This is a genomic window from Gilliamella sp. (genome assembly GCF_024104075.1).
In the GTDB taxonomy this organism is placed as follows: domain Bacteria; phylum Pseudomonadota; class Gammaproteobacteria; order Enterobacterales; family Orbaceae; genus Gilliamella; species Gilliamella bombi.
Genome location: NZ_JAGGHR010000007.1, coordinates 51,422 through 72,182, shown reverse-complemented (window position 1 = coordinate 72,182; position 20,761 = coordinate 51,422). Strand labels below are relative to the sequence as shown.

The window sequence follows — 20,761 nt, the reverse complement described above, 5'->3', positions numbered from 1 at the left end:
CTCTTTAAAAATCATTAAAATATAGTAGTATTTTTAATAACGTAATTTTAACAGATAATTAGTATATAGTAAGTATAGTTTGTGTGTCATTCGCACTTTTTATTCAAATTCAGTTTAAATTCGGGAGCTTTTATGAAAATTAAAGACAGATTGGTAAATTTTGACAAAAATGATGTGTTTAATTTAACAAAACGAATCTTGTATAAAGGTTTTTTTTCTTTGCTTGAATATCGTTTTCAATATCGAAAATTTGATGGTTCAATTAGTGAGATTGTAACTCGTGAAATTTTAGAACGTGGGCATGCGGTTGTACTTTTAGCATATGATGTAAAACGTGATGAAGTTGTGCTAATTGAGCAAATCCGGATTGCTGCGATTGAAACCCAAGATAGTCCTTGGATACTAGAACTTATTGCAGGTATGATGGATCATGAGAATGAATCATTTGAAGAAGTAGCAAGACGTGAAGCAATGGAGGAGGCGGGAGTTGTTATTGGTCGATGTAAACCCATCATCAGTTATTTAGCATCTCCTGGAGGTTTAACTGAACAATTGCACATTTTGGTGGGTGAAGTTGACTCATCAACCGCTGAAGGCATTCATGGTCTTGACGAAGAAAGTGAAGATATTAAAGTTCATGTAGTAAGTCGAACTCAAGCTTATCAATGGGTTAAAGATGGAGTGATTAACAATGCTACATCAATTATTGCACTTCAGTGGCTAGAACTTAATCATGAGCTCTTAAGAAAAGAGTGGAAATAACTTTTTAGGCATCATTTTTAATTATTTCTTTCATAAATGTGAGAACTATTTTACACTTTAATAGAATGCTAGGATTTATAATAAATTGTTTTTTCAGTCACAATGTCTATTGTGTTGTTGACATTATTAACCATCATTATAGATTAATAGACAATTGGGGTGAATTTTGGAGTCATTTCTAAAACTTCCAATCTGTAATAAAAATTACGGTAAAATATTACATATAACTGATACTCATCTTTTCGCTGATGACAATGCTTCATTGCTTGGTGTTAATTCTAATGCAAGTTTTCTAGCGGTTATAAATGAAGTTGAACGTAGTAATAATAAGTTTGATTTAATTGTAGCAACGGGTGACTTTGTACAAGATGGTTCTAAAAAAGCTTATGCTCGTTTTGCGGAACAAATAATTAAATTTGATACTCCTTGTGTGTGGCTGGCTGGCAATCATGATAATTATTCGTATATGCAAGGTGTGTTTGCAAATTATCAACTTGTTGATAATAAGGTAGTTTTGTTGGGAGATAAATGGCTAATTATTTTATTGAATAGCCAAGTTGTTGGTCAGGCTTACGGTTTTTTGTCTGGATCTGAACTTAAGTTTTTACATAATGTTTTAACTGAACATCCTAATAGAAATGCATTAGTTTTTTTACACCACCATCCAGTTAATTCTGGTTGCTATTGGTTAGATCATCATATTTTAAAAAATAGTGACCAGTTAGAGAAAATTATTCAAAAACATCCCAATGTAAAAGGAATTGGGTGGGGACATATTCATCAAAAACAAGATTATGTTTGGCATAATTGTAAGGCATTTTCAACTCCTTCCACTTGTTTTCAATTTAAACCTGAATGTTACGATTTTCAATTATCAAGCGACGATGCACCAGGTTGGCGGGAAATCACACTTAAGATTGATGGTTCTATTGATAGTGATGTTTATCGATTAAAGGATAATCAGTTTTTGCCTGATGTTTCTCAAAATGGTTATTAGTAGTTAGTAATCATAATAAGTTTAAAATAGGTTAATAATTACAACAAAGGTGCGAAAAAGTAAAAAAGCCGCTCGACAATGCGTTGCCAAATAGGGCGTTGATTCCACTCTTTGGTGTTTATTTCATCTGAATTAGATAAATATTTTTGTAAAAGATTTGATAAAGATTTAGCGAACTCTGCATCATCAATCACAGTTGTAATTTCAAAATTAAGCCATAAACTGCGCATATCTAAATTGACAGTACCGACAAGACTTAATTGATTGTCAATTAAAACACTTTTGGTATGTAGCAAATTATCATTGAATTGATAGAGTTTTACTCCACCATTTAATAATTCAGCAAAAAAAGCTCGGCTTGCCCATTTAACCATTAGTGAGTCATTATTTTTGGGAATGATGATAATGACTTCAACACCTCGCTGTGCAGCTGTGCATACAGCATGTAAAATATCATCACTTGGTACTAAATAAGGTGTAGTGAAAATAATTTGTTCTTGTGCCGAATAAATTGCTGTTAATAATACTTGGTGGATCATGTTTTCCATATAACCTGGACCCGATGCGATTAATTGCATAATGTGTTTATTATCTTCAGGTGGTTCAGCGAAATCAGTAATTTTCGGTAGTGATAAATATTTGCCAGTTTCTAATTCCCAATCACTGGCATATAAGGCACCCATAAGGGTTGTAACGGGACCATTCATTCTGACCATGATATCAACCCATTTGCCAACATGTTTATTTTGTTTAAAGAAAAGCGGATCGACAATATTCATACTACCAGTATAAGATATATAGTTATCGATAATAGCTACTTTGCGGTGTTGACGTAAGTCTAATCGCCTAAACATAAATCGAAGTAAATTTACTTGTAAGGCTTCGACAATGATGATGCCTGCAGCACGCATTCTTTTACTAGCATTACTTTTAATAAAATGTCTGCTACCAGCAGAATCAACCATTAATCGGCAAGTTACACCTCGTTTAGTTGCTTGAATAAGTGCTTGCTCGACATCATCAGCACGACCACCTTCATTCCATATATAAAATACCATTTCGATATTTGATGTCGCATGATTTATATCATCAATTAAACGGTTAAAAATTATGTTTGTTTCACTCAGTAACTCAATATGATTGCCATTAATTCCATCAAGACCAGTTTGATGTTTACAAAGCTGAAAAATTGGTTTGCTGACTTGGCTGACTTTGTTGGTGAATATGTCAGGAAAGTCACTTAGTTGGTTAATAAACTTGGAAATAGTCGGGCGCATTTTTTGTGCGCGTTTAACTCGTTGCTGACCTAAGTGAGCTTCGCCCAGTGAAAAATAAAGAATCACACCGACAAGCGGTAAAATATAAATAACCAGCATCCATGCAATAACATAAGTTGTCGGTCTTCGCTTAAAGACAATCCGTAAAGTTGTTGAAACAATGATCAACCAATAAATAAGGAAGATCAAAGTACTAATTAATGCATGAAATGAGGTAAATTGCATATTTAATTAGCTATCAGTTAGGTTTAACTTGGTTATTGGATCTTTAGTACAATCATAATTTTGAAATACTTCAGGTAATGGTTTTGGATTATTATGTTTATCTACTGAAACATATGTGAATACGGCATCTGTTATGCAAAACCGTTGTGTTGAATCCGATGTATCTATGACTTTTTTAACCCAAACTTCAATACCAATTGTGATAGAGGTTTTTCCTGTTTTGATGCAATGAGCATAACAACAAACAACATCTCCTACCATTGCGGGCTTGTAAAATGTAATACTACTAGCATTAACGGTTACAACTCGATTTCTGGCTATTTCTTTTGATAAAATACCTCCAGCGAGATCCATTTGAGACATTATCCATCCACCAAAAATGTGACCATGCGGATTAGTGTCAGCAGGCATTGCTAGCGTTCTAAGTACTAATTGACCTTTAGGGGCTATATTTTGTGTCATGCTAAATTACTCCGTATGTACAATTTATTTATTTTCGGTATCTTTATTCATATTTTTATAGATATAGATACCTGATATCAACGATAATAGTAAGGATGCACCAGGTAAAATAAATACTTTAAATATCCAAAAGAAATCATCTGTCATGTAATAGGTCGCACCTAAACTAATGGTGCCACATAATATAAAAAAGAAGATCCATAATAAATTTAATTTATTCCATATGTTGGTCTCTAGTTGTATTTCTTTACCTAACATTGTTTGAAGTAGGTTTTTTTTGAAAAAAAATTGGCTAACTAATAGGGCTGAGGCAAATAAGAAATTAATAATAGTTACTTTCCATTTAATAATATTGGGATCACGCATATAGAGTGTGAATCCACCAAAAACCATAACCATCAGATAAGAAATTAGTTCTACTTTATCTAATTTTCTATATAAAATTAGAACAAGAAGAAAACACAAGGTAGCAGCAATCATTAATGCTTGAACGCCAACAAAAATATCATACTTGGTTAGAAATACAAAAAAGAATACAAGAGGAATAAAATTTAAAAGTTGTTTCATTCAATTATTGTCCTAGCACTAAAGATGAATTGATATATTCTAAATAAAAAGCCTATTGGAATAGGCTTATTTTTTGTGATGAAGTTCGGGATGGGCTTTGCAATCACCCGACTGGCAATGGCCATATAGATATAAACTGTGAAAAGTTAAATTAACACCATATTGTTCAGCAATCTCTTTTTGTCTAGCATTGATAATATCATCACGAAATTCAAATACTTCGCCACAATCTAAACAAATTAAATGATTATGATGTTGTTGTGTTGCTAGTTCAAATACTGCCTTGCCACCCTCAAAGTTATGACGAGTAACAATTCCAGCATCATCAAATTGATTCAAAACACGGTAAACTGTAGCAAGTCCAATTTCTTCTCCCATATTAAGTAGTTTTTTGTAAAGATCTTCTACAGTAATGTGTTGGCATGAAGGATCTCGTAATAATTCTAAAATCTTTAATCGTGGTAACGTAACCTTTAAACCAGCACTTTTGAGTGCTTCGTTATTATCATTATCATGATTTGTCATATTACTTCCCAATTAATTTATTGATCATAATTCATTATAGGAACTATGTACGGTAAATAAAAGAAATCAATTCAATAGACTAAATTTTCATTTCTGTTTTGACTTGATTTACCCAATTGTTAATACGTTCTTCAGTTAATTCTGGTTGACGATCTTCATCAATGGCTAAACCAATGAAATGAGTGTCATCAATTAAGCTTTTAGATGCTTCGAAACTATAACCTTCGGTTGACCAGTGTCCAACAATTTTTGCTCCTTTAGGTTCAATAATATCGCGGAGTGTTCCCATAGCATCACAGAAATATTCTGCATAGTCTTCTTGATCGCCACAACCAAAGATAGCCACTGTTTTACCACTAAAATCAATTTTTTCTAAATTGGGAAAAAAGTCATCCCAGTCAGCTTGAGATTCACCATAGTACCAAGTTGGAATACCGAAAAATAGGTAATCGTATTGTTCAATGTTTTCTTTAGTGGCTTTTGCAATGTCGAAAAGATCAGCTTTGTCACTACCTAAAATGAGTTGGATTTGCTTTGCTACATTTTCTGTATTACCTGTATCACTACCAAAAAAAATACCAACTTGTTTCATATTTGTACCTTTACTATCTATGATATTAAAATATTTTAGGAGTATATCATTGTCACTTATTATCAGCAATAATTCTAAATTACACAGAACATAAGTTATTATGTGCTATACAATTTATTTATCTTGCATTAAAATTATTGCCTATTTTTTATATTAAATTAGGCTGTGGAATTTCATTATGAATTTGCATGAGTATCAATCTAAATATCTTTTTAAACAATATAATTTGCCTGTACTTGAAGGGTATGTTTGTAACTCAATCGGTGAAATACAAGATACATTAGCTGAATTATCTTCAGGGACAAATTTAGGAGCTTGGGTTGCTAAATGTCAAGTTCATGCAGGGGGAAGGGGTAAAGCTGGTGGTGTTATTTGTACTCAAAACTATAGTGAAATAATGCAATTTGCTGAAAAATGGTTAGGGCAAAATCTAGTTACTTATCAAACCACCGATAAAGGTCAACCAGTTAATAAGATTTTAATTGAAAAAGCGTCTAATATTCAGAAAGAACTTTATTTAGGAGCAGTGGTTGATCGTAGTTCCAAGCGTGTAGTAATTATGGCTTCGACAGAAGGTGGTGTTGATATTGAAAGCGTTGCTGAAAAAACACCATATTTAATTTATAAAACTTCACTTGATCCGTTAACTGGTCCCTGTGCTTACCAAGGGCGTGAACTTGCGTTCAAATTGGGATTAACAGGTAAATTAATTAATCAATTTACAAAGTTATTTGTTAATTTTGCAAAACTATTTTTAGAAAATGATGTTTCATTAGCTGAAGTTAATCCATTAGTGATTACTGATTCCGATGAACTAATTTGTTTGGACGCAAAAGTTGTGTTAGATGATAATGCCATTTTTAGACATCCTAATTTAAATATTTTAAGGGACACAACTCAAGAAGATGAACGTGAGTCAATTGCCGCAAAACAAGGTATTAGCTATGTATCTTTAAATGGCAATATTGGTTGTATGGTTAATGGTGCAGGTCTTGCGATGGCAACTATGGATATTATTAAACTACATGGTGGTTCGCCTGCTAACTTTTTGGACGTTGGGGGTGGCACAACGAAAGAGCGTGTTGCTGAAGCATTTAAGTTAATATTATCTGACAAAAACGTGAAAGCGATTTTGGTTAATATTTTTGGTGGTATTGTTCGTTGCGATTTAATCGCCGATGGAATTATCAGTGCAATTAAAGAAATAGGTCTTACTGTTCCTGTTGTTGTTCGCCTTGAAGGTAACAATGCACAGCTTGCTCGAGAAATTTTAGCTAAAAGTAAATTAAATGTTACTACTGCCGAAAGTTTACTAGATGCGGCCCAAAAAATTGTTGCTGTTGCCAAATAATAGGACGCATGGAGAATAGTTATTATGTCAATTTTAGTTAATAAAGAAACAAAAGTTATCTGTCAAGGATTTACTGGTAGTCAGGGAACTTTTCATTCTGAACAAGCGCTTGCCTATGGTACTAAGTTAGTTGGTGGTGTGACGCCAGGTAAAGGTGGAACAACCCATTTAGGTTTACCTGTTTTTAATACTGTTAAAGAAGCGGTTGTTGCAACTGGTGCAACAGCTAGTGTTATTTATGTACCAGCAGCATTTGGTAAGGATTCTATTTTGGAAGCGATTGATGCAGGCATTAAGCTAATAGTCTGTATTACTGAAGGTATTCCAACTCTAGATATGCTTGTTGTTAAGGCAAAGTTACAACAAAATGATGTCGTAATGATTGGACCAAATTGCCCTGGTATTATTGTTCCTGATGAATGTAAAATTGGTATTATGCCTGGACATATTCATCGTGCTGGAAAGGTTGGCATTGTTTCGCGTTCTGGAACGTTAACTTATGAAGCGGTTAAACAAACAACGGATATTGGTTTAGGGCAATCCGTATGTATAGGTATAGGAGGTGACCCTATACCTGGTAGTGATTTTATTTCTATTTTAGCATTGCTTGAGCAAGATCCTAAAACTGAAGTTATTGTAATGATAGGTGAAATCGGTGGTAGTGCTGAAGAAGAAGCAGCTGAATATGTTAAAAAACATGTGACTAAACCTGTTATAGCTTATATTGCTGGTGTTTCAGCTCCATCAGGAAAACGTATGGGGCATGCAGGTGCAATTATTTCAGGAAAGAAAGGAACAGCGGTAGAAAAATCTAAAGCATTGCAATCTGCAGGTATTACAGTTGTAACAAGCCTTACCGATATAGGTGATGCAGTAAAAAAACAACTCAAAATATAAATTTTTTGATGTATATCAATTTTATTCTGTGATTATCGGTGTATAATGCTTGGCAATAACGTAAAAATTTGTGAGCATTTAAGGATTAGGGAGCGTTTATGCTAGATATAGTAGAACTTTCACGGCTCCAGTTTGCTCTTACTGCAATGTATCATTTTATTTTTGTTCCATTAACGCTAGGATTAGCGTTTATGCTAGCAATTATGGAAACGGTATACGTTGTTAGTGGTAAGCAAGTCTGGAAAGATATGACAAAATTCTGGGGTAAACTGTTTGGTATCAACTTTGCAGTAGGTGTCGCAACAGGTTTAACCATGGAATTTCAATTTGGTACTAACTGGTCTTATTATTCGCATTATGTGGGAGATATTTTTGGTGCACCGTTAGCTATTGAAGGTTTAATGGCATTCTTTTTAGAATCAACCATGGTAGGTTTATTTTTCTTTGGTTGGGATAGATTAAGCCGTGGTAAACATTTAATGGTAACTTGGTGTGTCGCATTTGGCTCTAACCTTTCAGCTCTTTGGATTTTAGTCGCTAATGGTTGGATGCAATTCCCAATAGGTTCTGAATTTAACCCTATTAATTCACGCATGGAAATGGCTAATTTCTATGAGTTAATTACTAATACAGTTGCTCAATATAAATTTGTTCATACTGTTGCAGCAGGTTATTTAACAGGTGCTATTTTTATTTTAAGTATTAGCTCTTACTATTTGTTAAAAAAACGTGATGTTGCCTTTGCCAAACGATCTTTCGCTGTTGCAGCCACATTTGGATTTATTATGTCAATCGTTGTGGCGATTATGGGTGATGAAGCTGGTCATGAGATGACAACTGTTCAGCCAGCTAAACTTGCAGCAATTGAAGCAGAATGGGAAACTCAACCTGCACCAGCATCATTTAATGTTATTGCTTTTCCATCACAAAGCAATAAAGAAAACTTGTTTGCAATAGAGATCCCATATGTTATGGGAATAATGACCACTCGTTCACTTGATACTCAAGTAACAGGATTAAAAGATATTTTAGCAAATAATGAAAAAAGAATTCGCAATGGGATATTAGCCTATAGTAATTTGGAGAAGATCCATCAGGGTAATCAAGACCCTAATGTACTGAAAGCTTTTGAAGATAATAAATCTGATTTAGGTTATGGTTATTTAGTCAAACGTTTTACTGATCGTGATAATTTGGCTATACCTCAGGCTACTGAAGAACATATAAAGGCTGCGGTAGAAGACTCAATTCCTACAGTTTGGCCACTATTTTGGGCTTTCAGAGTTATGGTCGGCCTTGGTGTATTAATGATTTTGGGTACTGGGTTTGCTTTATGGACTACTTATAAAAATAAAATTGGTGAAAAGCGTTGGTTACACCGCATATTAATTCTTTTTTTACCGTTCCCTTGGCTGGCATGTGAGTCAGGTTGGTTTGTTGCCGAGTATGGACGCCAACCTTGGGCAATTCAAGACATCTTACCGACTGGAGTAGCAAATTCTTCATTAACAGCAGGTGAAGTGTTATTCACTATGGTTCTTATTTGTGGACTTTATACACTATTCTTAATTGCTGAATTATTCTTAATGTTTAAATTTGCTCGCTTAGGGCCAAGTTCTTTAGGCACAGGCAATTATCATTATGAAAAAACACAACCGGTAACAGATAGGACATAGGGAGTATACACAATGATTGATTACGAGATTGTACGCGTCATCTGGTGGGTGCTGATTAGTGTTGTTTTAATCGGTTTTGTTGTAACGGATGGTTTTGATATGGGCGTTGGTATTTTATTACCGTTTATTGGTAAGACTGATACAGAACGTCGCATTATGATTAATGCAATTGCTCCTCATTGGGATGGTAACCAAGTATGGTTAATTACTGCTGGTGCAGGAATATTTGCTGCTTGGCCAATGGTATACGCTGCGTCGTTTTCTGGTTTTTATATTGCAATGATTTTAGTTCTTTGTGCGCTATTTTTTAGACCAATTGGTTTTGATTATCGCAGTAAACTAGAAAATTCAAAATGGCGTAATTTATGGGATGCTGGTATTTTTGCAGGTAGCTTTGTGCCAGCATTAGTTTTTGGTGTTGCTTTTGGTAACTTATTAGAAGGTGTTCCTTTCCGATTTGATAACTCTTATCGTGTATTTTATGATGGTAACTTCTTTGGTTTGCTTAATCCTTTTGCATTGTTGACTGGCGTTGTTAGCTTAATGTTATTTGTTGCTCATGGTGGTGCTTGGTTACAAATGAAAACATCAGGGGAACTTTATTTAAGAGCCAGAAAGGCTACACAAATTGCTAGCTTAGTAATGTTAATTGCATTTGTTTTGGCTGGAGTTTGGGTTGCATTTGGCATTCATGGTTATGAAGTTACCAGTGTGATTGATTATAATGCAGCATCTAATCCATTGACTAAAACAGTTTCTACTGATGCTTCATGGTTAGATAACTATCTGAATTATCCAGTTTTATGGATAGTCCCTGTTTTAGGTATGGTGTTACCACTGCTTACTATTCTTTTTTCTAGTCTAAACAAAAATGCATTAGTATTTATTTCATCAGTATTAACAATTGCCTGTGTTTTATTTACCTATGGTATTGCAACTTTTCCATTTATTATGCCTTCAAGCATTATGCCAAATGCAAGTTTAACAATATGGGATGCATCATCAAGCCAATTAACACTTAATATTATGTTTATTGTGGTTCTTATATTTTTACCTATTGTCCTTATATACACTATTTGGTCATATATCAAAATGTTTGGAAGACTAGATAAAAATCATATTGAAAATAATAAACATTCTCTTTATTAAGGAACTATTATGTATTACATTTTGTGGTTTATAGGAATTATTGCTGCATGTATGCTATCGGCTGTTACAGGTTTGTTAGTTGAAAGGGGTAGCGAAAAAGAAACTAATAACAAATAATATCAAGTATAAATTAATAAAAAGGTGACAAATAGTCACCTTTTTAATTAGTAAGTAAAATATTAGCAATAAAGGAAAATGATAATTGTTTTCATTTGCTGTTTTTTATATCATAGTGCAGCGAAGTTTATATTCAGATATAATAACACCAAATTTGATTAGTGTGATTTGGATATGAAACAATTCAATTGGAATGCAAGAGTTTATTATGAAGACACAGATGCAGGCGGTGTAGTTTATCATGCTAGATATCTAGCATTTTTTGAAAGAGCAAGGACTGAAATTTTAAGACAACTAGGAATTAGCCAACAGACCTTATTACAAGAAAATATTGCGTTTGTTGTTAAAAAAATGGATATTAGCTACCATTTTCCTGCTCGTTTAGATGATATGCTTACTATTAGTACTAAGGTGGATCAAACTCGCAAAGCATCTATTATTTTCAAACAGACTATTGTTAATCAAAATGAACGAGTTATCAGCACAGCAGATGTGCTTATTGCCTGTGTAGATATCGCTAAGATGAAGCCATGCGGGCTTCCTAAGTTATTAGTTTTGGAGTTTATATAAGTGGAAAATCTGAACATTATTAATCTATTTTTGCAAGCGGGGTTGTTAGTACAATGTGTTATGTTATTGCTACTTACTTTTTCTGTTATATCATGGGCTATTATATTTCAACGGAGTAAGATTTTAGGAAAAGCTAAAAAACAAGTTGAGGAATTTGATAATAGTTTTTGGGCTGCTGATGATTTAAATATTTTATTTGATAAAGCGAAATTTTATAAAGAAGAAATTAGTGGTACAGAGCATATTTTTTATTCAGGTTTTAAGGAGTTTTCACGGCTTTATCAAATTAATCCAAATATGGCAGAATCTGCTTTAGATGGAGCATTGCGTTCTATGCGTTTAGCTATGAATCGTGAACTTGATATCCTTGAATTACACATTCCTTTTCTAGGTACAGTAGGTTCTATTAGTCCATATATTGGTTTGTTTGGTACTGTTTGGGGAATTATGCATGCATTTATTTCTTTAGGTGCAGTTAAACAGGCAACGTTACAGATGGTTGCGCCAGGGATTGCTGAAGCATTAATTGCAACCGCAATTGGTCTATTTGCTGCTATTCCTGCCGTACTTGCTTATAATCGTTTATCATTGAGTGTGAGTCGAATTGAACAAAGCTATCTTAACTTTATTGATGAATTTTCTGCAATTTTACAACGCCAAGCAGTTGCTGTTAGGAAATAATTATGAGTAGAAGCAGACGTTCTCGTTATTCGACTAAATCTGAGATCAATATAGTACCTTTACTTGATGTACTATTAGTATTAGTGCTTATTTTTATGGCAACGGCACCAATTATTAGTCAAAGTGTTGAAGTTGATCTACCTGAAGCATCGGAATCTAAGACGATTTCACCATCAGAAACTAAACCAATCATTATTGAAGTGTCAGGCGTTGGAGTTTATGCTCTAATTATTGAGCAGGACCGTCAAGCTAATTTACCACAAGAAAAAATTGTTGCAGAAGTTAAGCAACAGATGTTGCTTAATGAAAAGGCTGTGTTTTTAGTTGGTGGAGCTAAAGATGTTCCCTATGAAGAAATTATAAAAGCGTTGAATTTATTACAATCAGCAGGTGTTAAGTCTGTAGGATTAATGACTCAACCAATTTAAATATTATAAAAGATGTCAGCAATGTCTCATAAGTCAAATTCAAAATTAAGTATAGCTATTGTAATATCTATTATACTACATATGATTTTAATTATTATTTTAGGTTACCGAGTTATGTATAGTAATGATGTTAATTATGGTAGCTTTAACGGCAATTCTATTGATGCTATTATGGTTGATCCTTCTGTAATGGATGAACAATACCAAAGACAACTAAAAACACAGATTAGCCAAAAACGGGCTGAGCAACAAAGGCAGCAACAAATAGAAGAGCAGGCTCAAGCTTTACAAGAACAGCAACTGGCTCAACAGCAACGACTTAAAGAGTTAGAAAGAGAGCGCTTAAAAGTAGAAGAACTACAAAAGAAAGAGGCAGAGGCTGCACAGGCGGCACGGGTAGCAAGGCAAAAAGAAGAAGATGAACGTAAAGCTAAAGAACAGTTAGAAGAGCAGCAAAGACAAGCTGAAAAGCAGCGTTTAGAACAACAGCAAGCGGAATTGGCTAAACAAAAAGCTGAGCAAGAAGCTAAATTAAAAGCTGAGCGAGAGCTATTAGAAAAGCAACGTGAGGAAAATCAACGTAAACAAGAAGAGTTAACTAAACAAAAAGCTGAACAAGAAGCTAAAGCTAAAGCCGAACAGGAAATTATAGAAAAGCAGAGAATTGAAAATGAACAAAAACAAGCTGAGTTAGCTAAAGAGAAAGAAGAGCAAGCAAAAAAGCAAGCCACTGAAAAAGCTGCTGCCGATAAAGCTAAGCGAGCTGCACAAGCTAAAAAAGATAAAGAACTTGATAATTTACTAAACGGGTTAACATCAGGCACATCTAATCCATCAGGTGGTGCTGCTAGTCGTAAAGGTGTTTCTGATGGAGAGCTAAATAAATACAAATCATTAGTTCAAAATGCGATTAGTAATAAGTTTATTAATCCTAATAAATTATATAGTGGCCGAAATTGTGTATTAGAAATTCAAATTGCACCCGATGGTTTATTGCTTGATGTGAGTGCAAAAGGTGGTGATGATGCATTATGTCGAGAAGCCCTTTCTGCAACTAAACAAGCTATTATTCCAAAACCTGCGAGCACATTTTATAATCAAGTAAAAATAATGACAATTGACTTTCAACCAAAATAGTTTTTATTCGCAAACGCTATATTTCCAGAAATTTTTTTAAAATAAATTAACAATATCTTCAAATTAAAATGTTGAAATTATATTAATCATCCCTATATATAGTCTATTCATTCCGAATAAAGTTACTTAAGTGAAAGAAGGAGCAGAATATGACGACAATTGTCAGTGTCCGTCGTGAAGGTCAAGTGGTTATAGGTGGCGATGGGCAAGTTACGCTCGGCGAGCGTATTATTATGAAGGGAAATGCTCGTAAAGTTCGTCGTTTATATAATAACAAAGTGATTGCAGGTTTTGCTGGCGGTACAGCAGATGCTTTTACACTATTTGAACTGTTTGAAAGAAAACTAGAGATGCATCAAGGACATTTAACTAAAGCAGCTGTCGAACTAGCTAAAGACTGGCGAACAGATAGAATGCTACGTAAGCTAGAGGCACTACTTGCTGTTGCTGATGAAAGTGCATCATTGATTATTACAGGTACTGGTGATGTCATTCAACCAGAAGATGACTTAATTGCTATTGGTTCTGGAGGCCCTTATGCGCAAGCAGCGGCACGAGCACTACTAGATAATACCTCACTTTCTGCACATGATATTGTGCAAAAATCATTATCGATTGCTGGAGACATTTGTGTTTATACCAATAATTTCCAAACAATTGAAGAACTTAATTATTAATCTGATTTAAGAGAAATTTAACTATGTCTGAAATGACTCCTCGTGAAATTGTAAGCGAACTAAATCAACATATTATTGGGCAAGAAAAAGCAAAACGTTCTGTTGCAATTGCGTTACGTAATCGTTGGCGCCGTATGCAACTAGATGAAACATTACGTCATGAAGTTACACCAAAAAATATACTTATGATTGGGCCAACAGGTGTTGGTAAAACTGAAATTGCAAGACGTCTAGCCAAATTAGCGCATGCACCGTTTATTAAAGTAGAAGCAACTAAGTTTACCGAAGTTGGTTATGTGGGGAAAGAAGTTGATTCAATTATTCGGGATTTAACTGATTCTGCAGTAAAAATGATCCGTCAAGAGGCGATTGAACGCAATCGTAATCGAGCGGAAGAATTAGCTGAAGAGCGCATTTTGGATGTACTTGTACCACCAGCTAAAGATGGGTGGGGACAAGTTGAAGATAATAATACAACAGCAAGACAAGCTTTCCGCAAAAAATTACGTGAAGGTTCACTTGATGACAAAGAGATAGAAATCGAATTAGCTGGTGTTAATATTGGTGTTGAAATTATGGCTCCTCCAGGTATGGAAGAGATGACCAATCAATTACAGTCAATGTTTCAAAATTTAGGTGGACAAAAAACAAAATCACGTAAAATGAAGATTAAAGATGCGCTCAAACAACTCATTGAAGAAGAAGCTGCTAAATTGGTTAATCCTGATGATCTTAAACATGAGGCGATTGAAGCAGTAGAACAAAATGGAATTGTTTTTATTGATGAAATAGATAAAGTTTGTAAACGTGGTAATTCTTCAGGCCCAGATGTTTCACGTGAGGGAGTACAACGAGATCTTTTACCATTGGTTGAAGGTTGTACAGTGTCGACTAAACATGGATCTGTTAAAACGGATCATATTTTGTTCATTGCATCAGGTGCTTTCCAAACAGCAAATCCATCTGATTTAATTCCTGAATTACAAGGCAGATTACCAATTAGGGTTGAATTACAAGCTCTAACAAGTGAAGATTTTGAACGTATTTTAACCGAACCAAATGCTTCACTTACTGTTCAGTATAAAGCTCTAATGGCAACTGAAGGAGTTAACATCGATTTTACCTCGGATGGTATTCGTAAAATTGCGGAATCAGCATGGCAAGTAAATGAGCAAAATGAAAATATTGGTGCCCGCAGGTTGCATACTGTTTTGGAACGCTTGATGGAAGATGTTTCATTCGAAGCTAGTGAACTCGGTGGAGAAACTGTAACTATTGATGCTAAATATGTAAGCGATCATTTAGATAAGCTTGTTGCAGATGAAGATCTAAGTAAGTTTATTTTATAAAAAGTTTAACTTCTAAACATAAAAAGGTGAAGATGAATTTGCTCAACTTCACCTTTTTTCTTGTTACTTTCTTATTAGCTCGCCTAAGATATCTGCAGCTTTTGATTTAGATTTAGATTTTGAATTATCTTTAGAGTCATGAGTTTTTAATTTTTCGCGGAGTTTGTCTAAACGGTCTTGTAATTTATCGCTTAGTGCATCGGTAATTAATTTACTCATATCTATTTGATAATGAAGATTAGCAAATTGCCCATAAATACGTAGTGGTATTGTTAACTTTTGCAGTTTACTAATTGTTTCACTTTTACCGTTCCAGCCACCTAATATTTTTAAATTCAAATTAACATCCAAATCTTGTTTTAAAAAACCAACTCGCCCTGATCCATCAATGACATCAAGAGTTTCAGAATTGGCATTTAATGTCGACAATTGCAAATTACCTTGCCTCAAATTACCAATAGCTGAAATTTTATGGAATTCAGTATATTTTTTTTGATTTTCAGGAGTCATGATGTCCTTTGAATATTGAGTTGCCGTATTTTGGATGATTCTTTGAATATTTAAATTATTTAGCCTTGCATTAGTTACTACTATATTCAAATTTCCTTGCAAGTTGGCTAAGATTTTTGAACCAGATAAGCTGTTGCTTTCTAAATCTCCAGTAGCGTTAAATAAACCCTCTAGATCATGTGCTATATTTAATTGATTAAAAAATGTATTTAAATCAACATTGGATATTTTGGTATTAAGCTTCATTAGTGTACTTTTTTGTTTACCATTTGCTAAACCAGTTGCAGCTATATGGCCATTAGCAATATCAAAGTTAATCTTTTTAAATATTGCAATACCTTCCTCATTGGTCATATCAATGTCAATATTATTTAATGTTACTTTGTTAGCATTAATCTGTTTAATATTTAATTTAGCTTTAGCATTAAAATTATTCAGAAAGTTTAATTCATTATTGATTTTTGTGACATTCGACACCACTGGTGAAGTTTGTTGAGGATTTGCTTCTTTATTTGAATTTTGACTTGTTTTCAAGAACGAAGTGAGATCGATTTTATCTGAATTTAACTGCAAATTTATATATGGTTTATTTGCTAAATCAGCATTTATTGTGGCAGTAAAATGATTTTCATTAATTGAAAAAGTTAAATTTTGGCTTTTAAGTAACATTTGTGGATGTTGGTAGTTAAATACACCGCTAATGTTACCTTTTAGCTCTTTTGTTGAATTGTCTACACCTTTATAAATGAAATCTAATTTCTTTAAATCGATTAACGCTTGTTCTGGAAATTGATTTAAATCGACATATGCATGTATCAAATAAGATAAATCTTGTTGATTTTTATCTATATTACCTTTTAAATCGATGGAAATATTTTTTTCACTATTTTGTTCTAACACTAGATTAATATTTCTAAAGTTAATTAAATCATTATTATGTTGTAATGTCACAGTACTATCACTAACTTCAAATTTATTTAAGCTAAATTTCCAATTAGATGAAATTTTTTGATCTTTAGAATCAGTTGGTTTATTCGTGGTTGTATTAGATGATGTTTTTGTACCATTTTTTGCAATATTACCTTTACTTTCATTGGTGATACTGATAACTGCTGATTTTATAAAAACATTTTTGACAGATAATTTTTTGGAGAATAGAGGTAGTAACTCAACGTCTAATCTCATATTATCTGCAGTTAGAAGGGGTTTTGAAGCTCCTGCATCAGTTAGCTTAATTGAATCAGTTAAAATACTCACTTGCGGCCATATATGCCAACGTAAATTTCCATCGATGGATAATTCATATCCTGTTTTATCTTTAACTGTATCAGAAATAAACCCACGAAAGTTGTTGGGATCAACAAAAACAATCAATGAAACAACACTAATTGTTATGACTAAAATTAAAGCAAATAGAATAACCAATATTTTTTTGATCATATTAATGTTCCTTCGTTATGGTTATCGATTATTCAGTCTTTATCAATACGACTGGCAACAGCACCATACTGGTCTTTATATTTTGCATCTAACCTCCGATTGTATGGTCTTGTAGCAGGACCAGTTAGCGTTTCAAAACTGAGCGCGCCGATTGTCATTCCAGGCCTAAGTGCTAATGGAATTTTTCCTGAATTATAAAATTCTAATACAATTTGTCCTTGCCAGCCAGGGTCGATACGATGAGCTGTAACGTGAACCATTAGACCTAATCTAGCAAGTGATGAACGGCCATCTAACCAGCCAACTAAATCGTCAGGAATAGTGACTGATTCTAAAGTTACAGCTAATGCTAACTCACCAGGATGTAAGTAAAAGGCGTCACCTTCAGGTAATACTATTTCTTCACTCATCACTCGTTCCAAGACTGCAGATACTTCTTCTTTTGGACCACTTAAATCTATATAAGGTGTAGTATGTTCTCGAAAAGTACGAAATTGATTACCTAATCTAACATCAACAGTCGCACCATTAATACAGCCTGCTGCAGGCTGTGGTGTTATTTTTAATTTACCATTTTTTAAATATGCTTCGATATCTCTGTCACATAATCTCATGAGTTATCCTTAATTCAGCTTGTATTACTTTATTCTAACAGGTTCTTTTGATGGCGTCGACGTTAGTAGTTTAAGGCTGTAGTACCCATGCGCGTCCATAATGGTTATAGTATCCGGCTAATTTTCCTGCTTTATCTCCTATTCCTAGATAAAGGTCAAAATGTTGACCTTTTATAGCACCACCTACATCAAGTGCAATCATAAGTCGAGTTTCTCGTCTGCCTCGATATTGCCCATCGTCTTCAAGAAGCGGCACATCAACTAATACTACAGATCCTAAAGGAATGACTGATTTATCCGATGCGACTGATGCATTTGCAACCAAAGGTATTTCAGCCGCACCCGTAACTTCAGCATTATATTGTGGATTAAAAAAAACAAATGAACGGTTTTGAATTAGTAAAGCTTTAATTTGATTTTCTGGTTTGTTTTTTGCCCAATCTTTAATTGATTGTATAGAAATTTTTTCTTTTTCTATTTCGCCTTGTTCTACTAATAATCTTCCTATACTAGAATAGCCATAATTATTTTTACCTCCATAGCTGAAGAAGACTAAAGGTGAACCATCTTCAAAATCAATATAGGCACTACCTTGTACTTCCATAATAAAGTTATCCATTAAGGAATTACTGTATGCAATTTCAAGATCTCTATCAGAAAGAGCTCCATTATAAATTTGTTCACGATTTGGTAGTTGTTCTTCATCACTAACAACCGGCATCTTATAAATAGGGTATTTAAATTCTGCTGTTGGTTGATGCCTTGCTTTGATTATCGGAGTGTAGTAGCCTGTTAAATGTACATTGCCATACCCATCTTGTCCAACCATTTCGTAACTGTTAAGTCCTACCTTGTAAAATTCATCAACCATTAAAGAACGGCTAATCCACTCATTTATTGCTTTATAAATATGTTCATTTTTTTTATATAAAGAAGGCGATGACGATTTAATTTTAGCTATTTGAATAATGTAGTCTGATATGTTGACAGGAATATTTAATTGAGGCTGATTAATGTTAAGTGGTAAAGATAATTTCCCATCTTTATATTGTTGGCCTTGATTAGTTGGTTTATTTGAATAGTATTGGCTACCAATAAAAATAGATAAAACAAGTAAAATACTAAAAAAATAAAAATAATAATAACGATCTTTTTTTTTCATCTTGGAAAATAATTATAATAAGTTAAGCAATATGGCTGGTTATGCTACACAATTCTATTATAAGAAACTACAGATAATTATTATGAATCCATAAAAAGTTTTCATAACAATTCAACTTGCGATTTTATTCTATAGACTTTATAGTCCTAGACTCTTAGTAAGTCGAGAAATATAGAAAATAAAAGGAAATAATAGCGATGAGCATTACATCCTCAAAAAATGATCTGAAGCGAAATCTTTCTAACCGTCATATTCAATTAATTGCAATCAGTGGGGCAATTGGGACTGGTTTATTTATGGGTTCAGGAAAGACAATTAGTCTTGCTGGTCCTTCTATTATTTTTGTTTATATGATTATTGGTTTTATCCTTTTTTTTGTTATGCGTGCGATGGGGGAAATCCTTCTTTCTAATTTAAAGTACAAATCTTTTAGTGATTTTGCCAATGACCTTTTGGGGCCTTGGGCTGGATTTTTTACTGGTTGGACATATTGGTTTTGTTGGGTAATTACAGGGATTGCCGACGTTATTGCAATTGCTGGATATGCGCAACATTGGTTTCCTGAACTGCAGTCATGGATACCAATGTTATTAACAGTTGCCTTACTTTTAACACTAAACTTATTAACGGTAAAAATGTTTGGTGAAACAGAATTTTGGTTTTCAATGATTAAGATTATTGCAATTTTAGCATTGATAGGAATTGGACTCGTACTCATTTTGACTGCTTTTCATTCCGAACAAACGGGTACCACAGCTGCATTTTCGAATTTGTGGGAATACGGGGGCTTTTTCCCTCATGGTAGTATGGGTTTTTTTGCTGGATTTCAAATTGCTATTTTTGCTTTTGTTGGGATTGAGTTAGTTGGCACAACTGCAGCAGAAACCGTTGATCCGTGCAAAAATTTGCCTCGTGCAATTAATTCAGTGCCTGCGCGTATCATCTTTTTCTATGTTTTTGCTTTAATCATTATTATGAGTGTAACGCCATGGATGTTTATTTCTCCAAACAAAAGTCCTTTTGTAGAATTATTCACTCTAATTGGCTTGCCCGCTGCTGCAAGTATTATTAATTTTGTAGTATTAACTTCAGCAGCATCATCTGCTAATAGTGGTATTTACTCAACAAGCAGAATGCTGTTTGGGCTTGCTAAAAAACAAGATGCTCCAGAACCGTTTGGTAAATTATCAAGTCGCTCTGTACCGGCTAATGGGCTATTATTCTCGTGCACATGTTTGTTTGGTGGAGTTGTTTTGATTTATTTAGTGCCTAATGTCATGGAAGCTTTTACTATAGTAACTACAATTTCGGCTATTTTATTTATGTTTATTTGGTCGATGATTCTTATTTCTTATATTGCTTATCGTCGCAAAAAAATAAACTTACATGAACAATCTCAATTTAAAATGCCAGGTGGTATTTTTATGTGCTGCGTCTGTTTGGCTTTTTTTGCCTTCGTGATTGTATTACTTACTTTTGAGATCGATACTCGCCAGGCATTAGTGGCAACACCTATTTGGTTTGTTATTTTAGGTGTAAGTTATTTTATTCGATCTTTAAAACGTCAATAAATTTATACTAAAAATGGCAGGAAAA

At 33.8% G+C, this 20,761-nt stretch carries 21 protein-coding genes; 13 read left to right on the top strand and 8 right to left on the bottom strand.

Annotation, left to right across the window (positions count from 1 at the left end; translation table 11 throughout):
• Window positions 1-132 precede the first annotated feature (132 nt).
• Together nudF and cpdA are read left to right on the top strand one after the other, a co-directional pair.
• A complete protein-coding gene (nudF, locus tag J6569_RS03715) occupies window positions 133-762 on the top strand; it encodes an ADP-ribose diphosphatase (protein WP_296317653.1) in 630 nt (209 codons plus the stop codon).
• 166 nt (window positions 763-928) lie between these two features.
• The gene (gene cpdA / locus J6569_RS03710) at window positions 929-1,759 is read left to right on the top strand and encodes a 3',5'-cyclic-AMP phosphodiesterase (protein WP_296317651.1); all 831 of its coding nucleotides are present in this window, start codon (window positions 929-931) and stop codon (window positions 1,757-1,759) included.
• A gap of 38 nt (window positions 1,760-1,797) precedes the next feature.
• Here cpdA and cls read toward each other — a convergent pair whose 3' ends face one another.
• The 5 genes from cls to fldA form a co-directional block, all read right to left on the bottom strand.
• Complete coding sequence (cls, locus tag J6569_RS03705) at window positions 1,798-3,261, bottom strand: cardiolipin synthase (protein WP_296317649.1); 1,464 nt, start codon at window positions 3,259-3,261, stop codon at window positions 1,798-1,800.
• A 6-nt stretch (window positions 3,262-3,267) separates the two neighbouring features.
• Window positions 3,268-3,723: an acyl-CoA thioester hydrolase YciA gene (yciA, locus tag J6569_RS03700; protein WP_065560601.1), complete on the bottom strand. Its 456-nt coding sequence runs from the start codon at window positions 3,721-3,723 to the stop codon at window positions 3,268-3,270.
• A 24-nt stretch (window positions 3,724-3,747) separates the two neighbouring features.
• Window positions 3,748-4,290: an inner membrane-spanning protein YciB gene (locus J6569_RS03695; protein WP_065610175.1), complete on the bottom strand. Its 543-nt coding sequence runs from the start codon at window positions 4,288-4,290 to the stop codon at window positions 3,748-3,750.
• A 66-nt stretch (window positions 4,291-4,356) separates the two neighbouring features.
• On the bottom strand, window positions 4,357-4,815 hold the full coding sequence (fur, locus tag J6569_RS03690) for a ferric iron uptake transcriptional regulator (protein ID WP_034909755.1): 459 nt from the start codon (window positions 4,813-4,815) through the stop codon (window positions 4,357-4,359).
• A gap of 79 nt (window positions 4,816-4,894) precedes the next feature.
• Window positions 4,895-5,407 (bottom strand): flavodoxin FldA, encoded by a 513-nt coding sequence (fldA, locus tag J6569_RS03685; protein ID WP_034909753.1) that lies wholly within the window; start codon window positions 5,405-5,407, stop codon window positions 4,895-4,897.
• 178 nt (window positions 5,408-5,585) lie between these two features.
• Between fldA and sucC the strand changes: the two genes are divergently transcribed.
• The 10 genes from sucC to hslU all read left to right on the top strand — a co-directional run bounded on the left by sucC (window position 5,586) and on the right by hslU (window position 15,439).
• Complete coding sequence (sucC, locus tag J6569_RS03680; RefSeq protein ID WP_296317645.1) at window positions 5,586-6,758, top strand: ADP-forming succinate--CoA ligase subunit beta; 1,173 nt, start codon at window positions 5,586-5,588, stop codon at window positions 6,756-6,758.
• Window positions 6,759-6,782: 24 nt separating this feature from the next.
• Window positions 6,783-7,655, top strand: a complete 873-nt coding sequence (gene sucD / locus J6569_RS03675) for a succinate--CoA ligase subunit alpha (protein WP_174798597.1) — start codon at window positions 6,783-6,785, stop codon at window positions 7,653-7,655.
• A 98-nt stretch (window positions 7,656-7,753) separates the two neighbouring features.
• Entirely contained in the window at window positions 7,754-9,331 is a 1,578-nt protein-coding gene (locus J6569_RS03670; RefSeq protein ID WP_174798596.1) for a cytochrome ubiquinol oxidase subunit I, read from the top strand.
• Window positions 9,332-9,343: 12 nt separating this feature from the next.
• Window positions 9,344-10,480, top strand: a complete 1,137-nt coding sequence (cydB, locus tag J6569_RS03665) for a cytochrome d ubiquinol oxidase subunit II (protein WP_034909746.1) — start codon at window positions 9,344-9,346, stop codon at window positions 10,478-10,480.
• A 291-nt stretch (window positions 10,481-10,771) separates the two neighbouring features.
• Complete coding sequence (ybgC, locus tag J6569_RS03660; RefSeq protein WP_141671007.1) at window positions 10,772-11,167, top strand: tol-pal system-associated acyl-CoA thioesterase; 396 nt, start codon at window positions 10,772-10,774, stop codon at window positions 11,165-11,167.
• A complete protein-coding gene (gene tolQ / locus J6569_RS03655; protein WP_034909742.1) occupies window positions 11,168-11,848 on the top strand; it encodes a protein TolQ in 681 nt (226 codons plus the stop codon).
• Window positions 11,849-11,850: 2 nt separating this feature from the next.
• Window positions 11,851-12,276, top strand: coding sequence for a colicin uptake protein TolR (gene tolR, locus J6569_RS03650; RefSeq protein WP_065574447.1), 426 nt, complete (start codon window positions 11,851-11,853; stop codon window positions 12,274-12,276).
• 21 nt (window positions 12,277-12,297) lie between these two features.
• Window positions 12,298-13,413: a cell envelope integrity protein TolA gene (gene tolA / locus J6569_RS03645; RefSeq protein ID WP_296317643.1), complete on the top strand. Its 1,116-nt coding sequence runs from the start codon at window positions 12,298-12,300 to the stop codon at window positions 13,411-13,413.
• A gap of 149 nt (window positions 13,414-13,562) precedes the next feature.
• Window positions 13,563-14,090 carry an ATP-dependent protease subunit HslV gene (gene hslV, locus J6569_RS03640; protein ID WP_025316169.1) on the top strand — a complete coding sequence of 176 codons (528 nt, stop codon included), beginning with the start codon at window positions 13,563-13,565 and terminating at the stop codon, window positions 14,088-14,090.
• 23 nt (window positions 14,091-14,113) lie between these two features.
• The gene (hslU, locus tag J6569_RS03635) at window positions 14,114-15,439 is read left to right on the top strand and encodes an HslU--HslV peptidase ATPase subunit (protein ID WP_065589521.1); all 1,326 of its coding nucleotides are present in this window, start codon (window positions 14,114-14,116) and stop codon (window positions 15,437-15,439) included.
• Window positions 15,440-15,502: 63 nt separating this feature from the next.
• Here hslU and asmA read toward each other — a convergent pair whose 3' ends face one another.
• From asmA to mltA, 3 genes are all read right to left on the bottom strand, one after another.
• The gene (gene asmA / locus J6569_RS03630) at window positions 15,503-17,389 is read right to left on the bottom strand and encodes an outer membrane assembly protein AsmA (RefSeq protein ID WP_296317640.1); all 1,887 of its coding nucleotides are present in this window, start codon (window positions 17,387-17,389) and stop codon (window positions 15,503-15,505) included.
• A gap of 32 nt (window positions 17,390-17,421) precedes the next feature.
• Window positions 17,422-18,003 carry a dCTP deaminase gene (gene dcd, locus J6569_RS03625; protein ID WP_296317638.1) on the bottom strand — a complete coding sequence of 194 codons (582 nt, stop codon included), beginning with the start codon at window positions 18,001-18,003 and terminating at the stop codon, window positions 17,422-17,424.
• A gap of 70 nt (window positions 18,004-18,073) precedes the next feature.
• Window positions 18,074-19,165 (bottom strand): murein transglycosylase A, encoded by a 1,092-nt coding sequence (gene mltA, locus J6569_RS03620; RefSeq protein WP_296317636.1) that lies wholly within the window; start codon window positions 19,163-19,165, stop codon window positions 18,074-18,076.
• Window positions 19,166-19,362: 197 nt separating this feature from the next.
• On the opposite strand from mltA, the gene cycA reads away from it, so the two are divergent.
• Window positions 19,363-20,736 carry a D-serine/D-alanine/glycine transporter gene (cycA, locus tag J6569_RS03615; RefSeq protein ID WP_065589524.1) on the top strand — a complete coding sequence of 458 codons (1,374 nt, stop codon included), beginning with the start codon at window positions 19,363-19,365 and terminating at the stop codon, window positions 20,734-20,736.
• Window positions 20,737-20,761 lie beyond the last annotated feature (25 nt).

What these genes read in the sequence shown, in the direction of transcription:
- nudF (WP_296317653.1), top strand. Translation starts at nt 133, where the DNA reads ATGAAAATTAAAGACAGATTGGTAAATTTTGACAAAAATGATGTGTTT.
- cls (WP_296317649.1), bottom strand. Translation starts at nt 3,261, where the DNA reads ATGCAATTTACCTCATTTCATGCATTAATTAGTACTTTGATCTTCCTT.
- yciA (WP_065560601.1), bottom strand. Translation starts at nt 3,723, where the DNA reads ATGACACAAAATATAGCCCCTAAAGGTCAATTAGTACTTAGAACGCTA.
- J6569_RS03695 (WP_065610175.1), bottom strand. Translation starts at nt 4,290, where the DNA reads ATGAAACAACTTTTAAATTTTATTCCTCTTGTATTCTTTTTTGTATTT.
- fur (WP_034909755.1), bottom strand. Translation starts at nt 4,815, where the DNA reads ATGACAAATCATGATAATGATAATAACGAAGCACTCAAAAGTGCTGGT.
- fldA (WP_034909753.1), bottom strand. Translation starts at nt 5,407, where the DNA reads ATGAAACAAGTTGGTATTTTTTTTGGTAGTGATACAGGTAATACAGAA.
- sucC (WP_296317645.1), top strand. Translation starts at nt 5,586, where the DNA reads ATGAATTTGCATGAGTATCAATCTAAATATCTTTTTAAACAATATAAT.
- sucD (WP_174798597.1), top strand. Translation starts at nt 6,783, where the DNA reads ATGTCAATTTTAGTTAATAAAGAAACAAAAGTTATCTGTCAAGGATTT.
- J6569_RS03670 (WP_174798596.1), top strand. Translation starts at nt 7,754, where the DNA reads ATGCTAGATATAGTAGAACTTTCACGGCTCCAGTTTGCTCTTACTGCA.
- cydB (WP_034909746.1), top strand. Translation starts at nt 9,344, where the DNA reads ATGATTGATTACGAGATTGTACGCGTCATCTGGTGGGTGCTGATTAGT.
- ybgC (WP_141671007.1), top strand. Translation starts at nt 10,772, where the DNA reads ATGAAACAATTCAATTGGAATGCAAGAGTTTATTATGAAGACACAGAT.
- tolR (WP_065574447.1), top strand. Translation starts at nt 11,851, where the DNA reads ATGAGTAGAAGCAGACGTTCTCGTTATTCGACTAAATCTGAGATCAAT.
- tolA (WP_296317643.1), top strand. Translation starts at nt 12,298, where the DNA reads ATGTCTCATAAGTCAAATTCAAAATTAAGTATAGCTATTGTAATATCT.
- hslV (WP_025316169.1), top strand. Translation starts at nt 13,563, where the DNA reads ATGACGACAATTGTCAGTGTCCGTCGTGAAGGTCAAGTGGTTATAGGT.
- hslU (WP_065589521.1), top strand. Translation starts at nt 14,114, where the DNA reads ATGTCTGAAATGACTCCTCGTGAAATTGTAAGCGAACTAAATCAACAT.
- asmA (WP_296317640.1), bottom strand. Translation starts at nt 17,389, where the DNA reads ATGATCAAAAAAATATTGGTTATTCTATTTGCTTTAATTTTAGTCATA.
- dcd (WP_296317638.1), bottom strand. Translation starts at nt 18,003, where the DNA reads ATGAGATTATGTGACAGAGATATCGAAGCATATTTAAAAAATGGTAAA.
- mltA (WP_296317636.1), bottom strand. Translation starts at nt 19,165, where the DNA reads ATGAAAAAAAAAGATCGTTATTATTATTTTTATTTTTTTAGTATTTTA.
- cycA (WP_065589524.1), top strand. Translation starts at nt 19,363, where the DNA reads ATGAGCATTACATCCTCAAAAAATGATCTGAAGCGAAATCTTTCTAAC.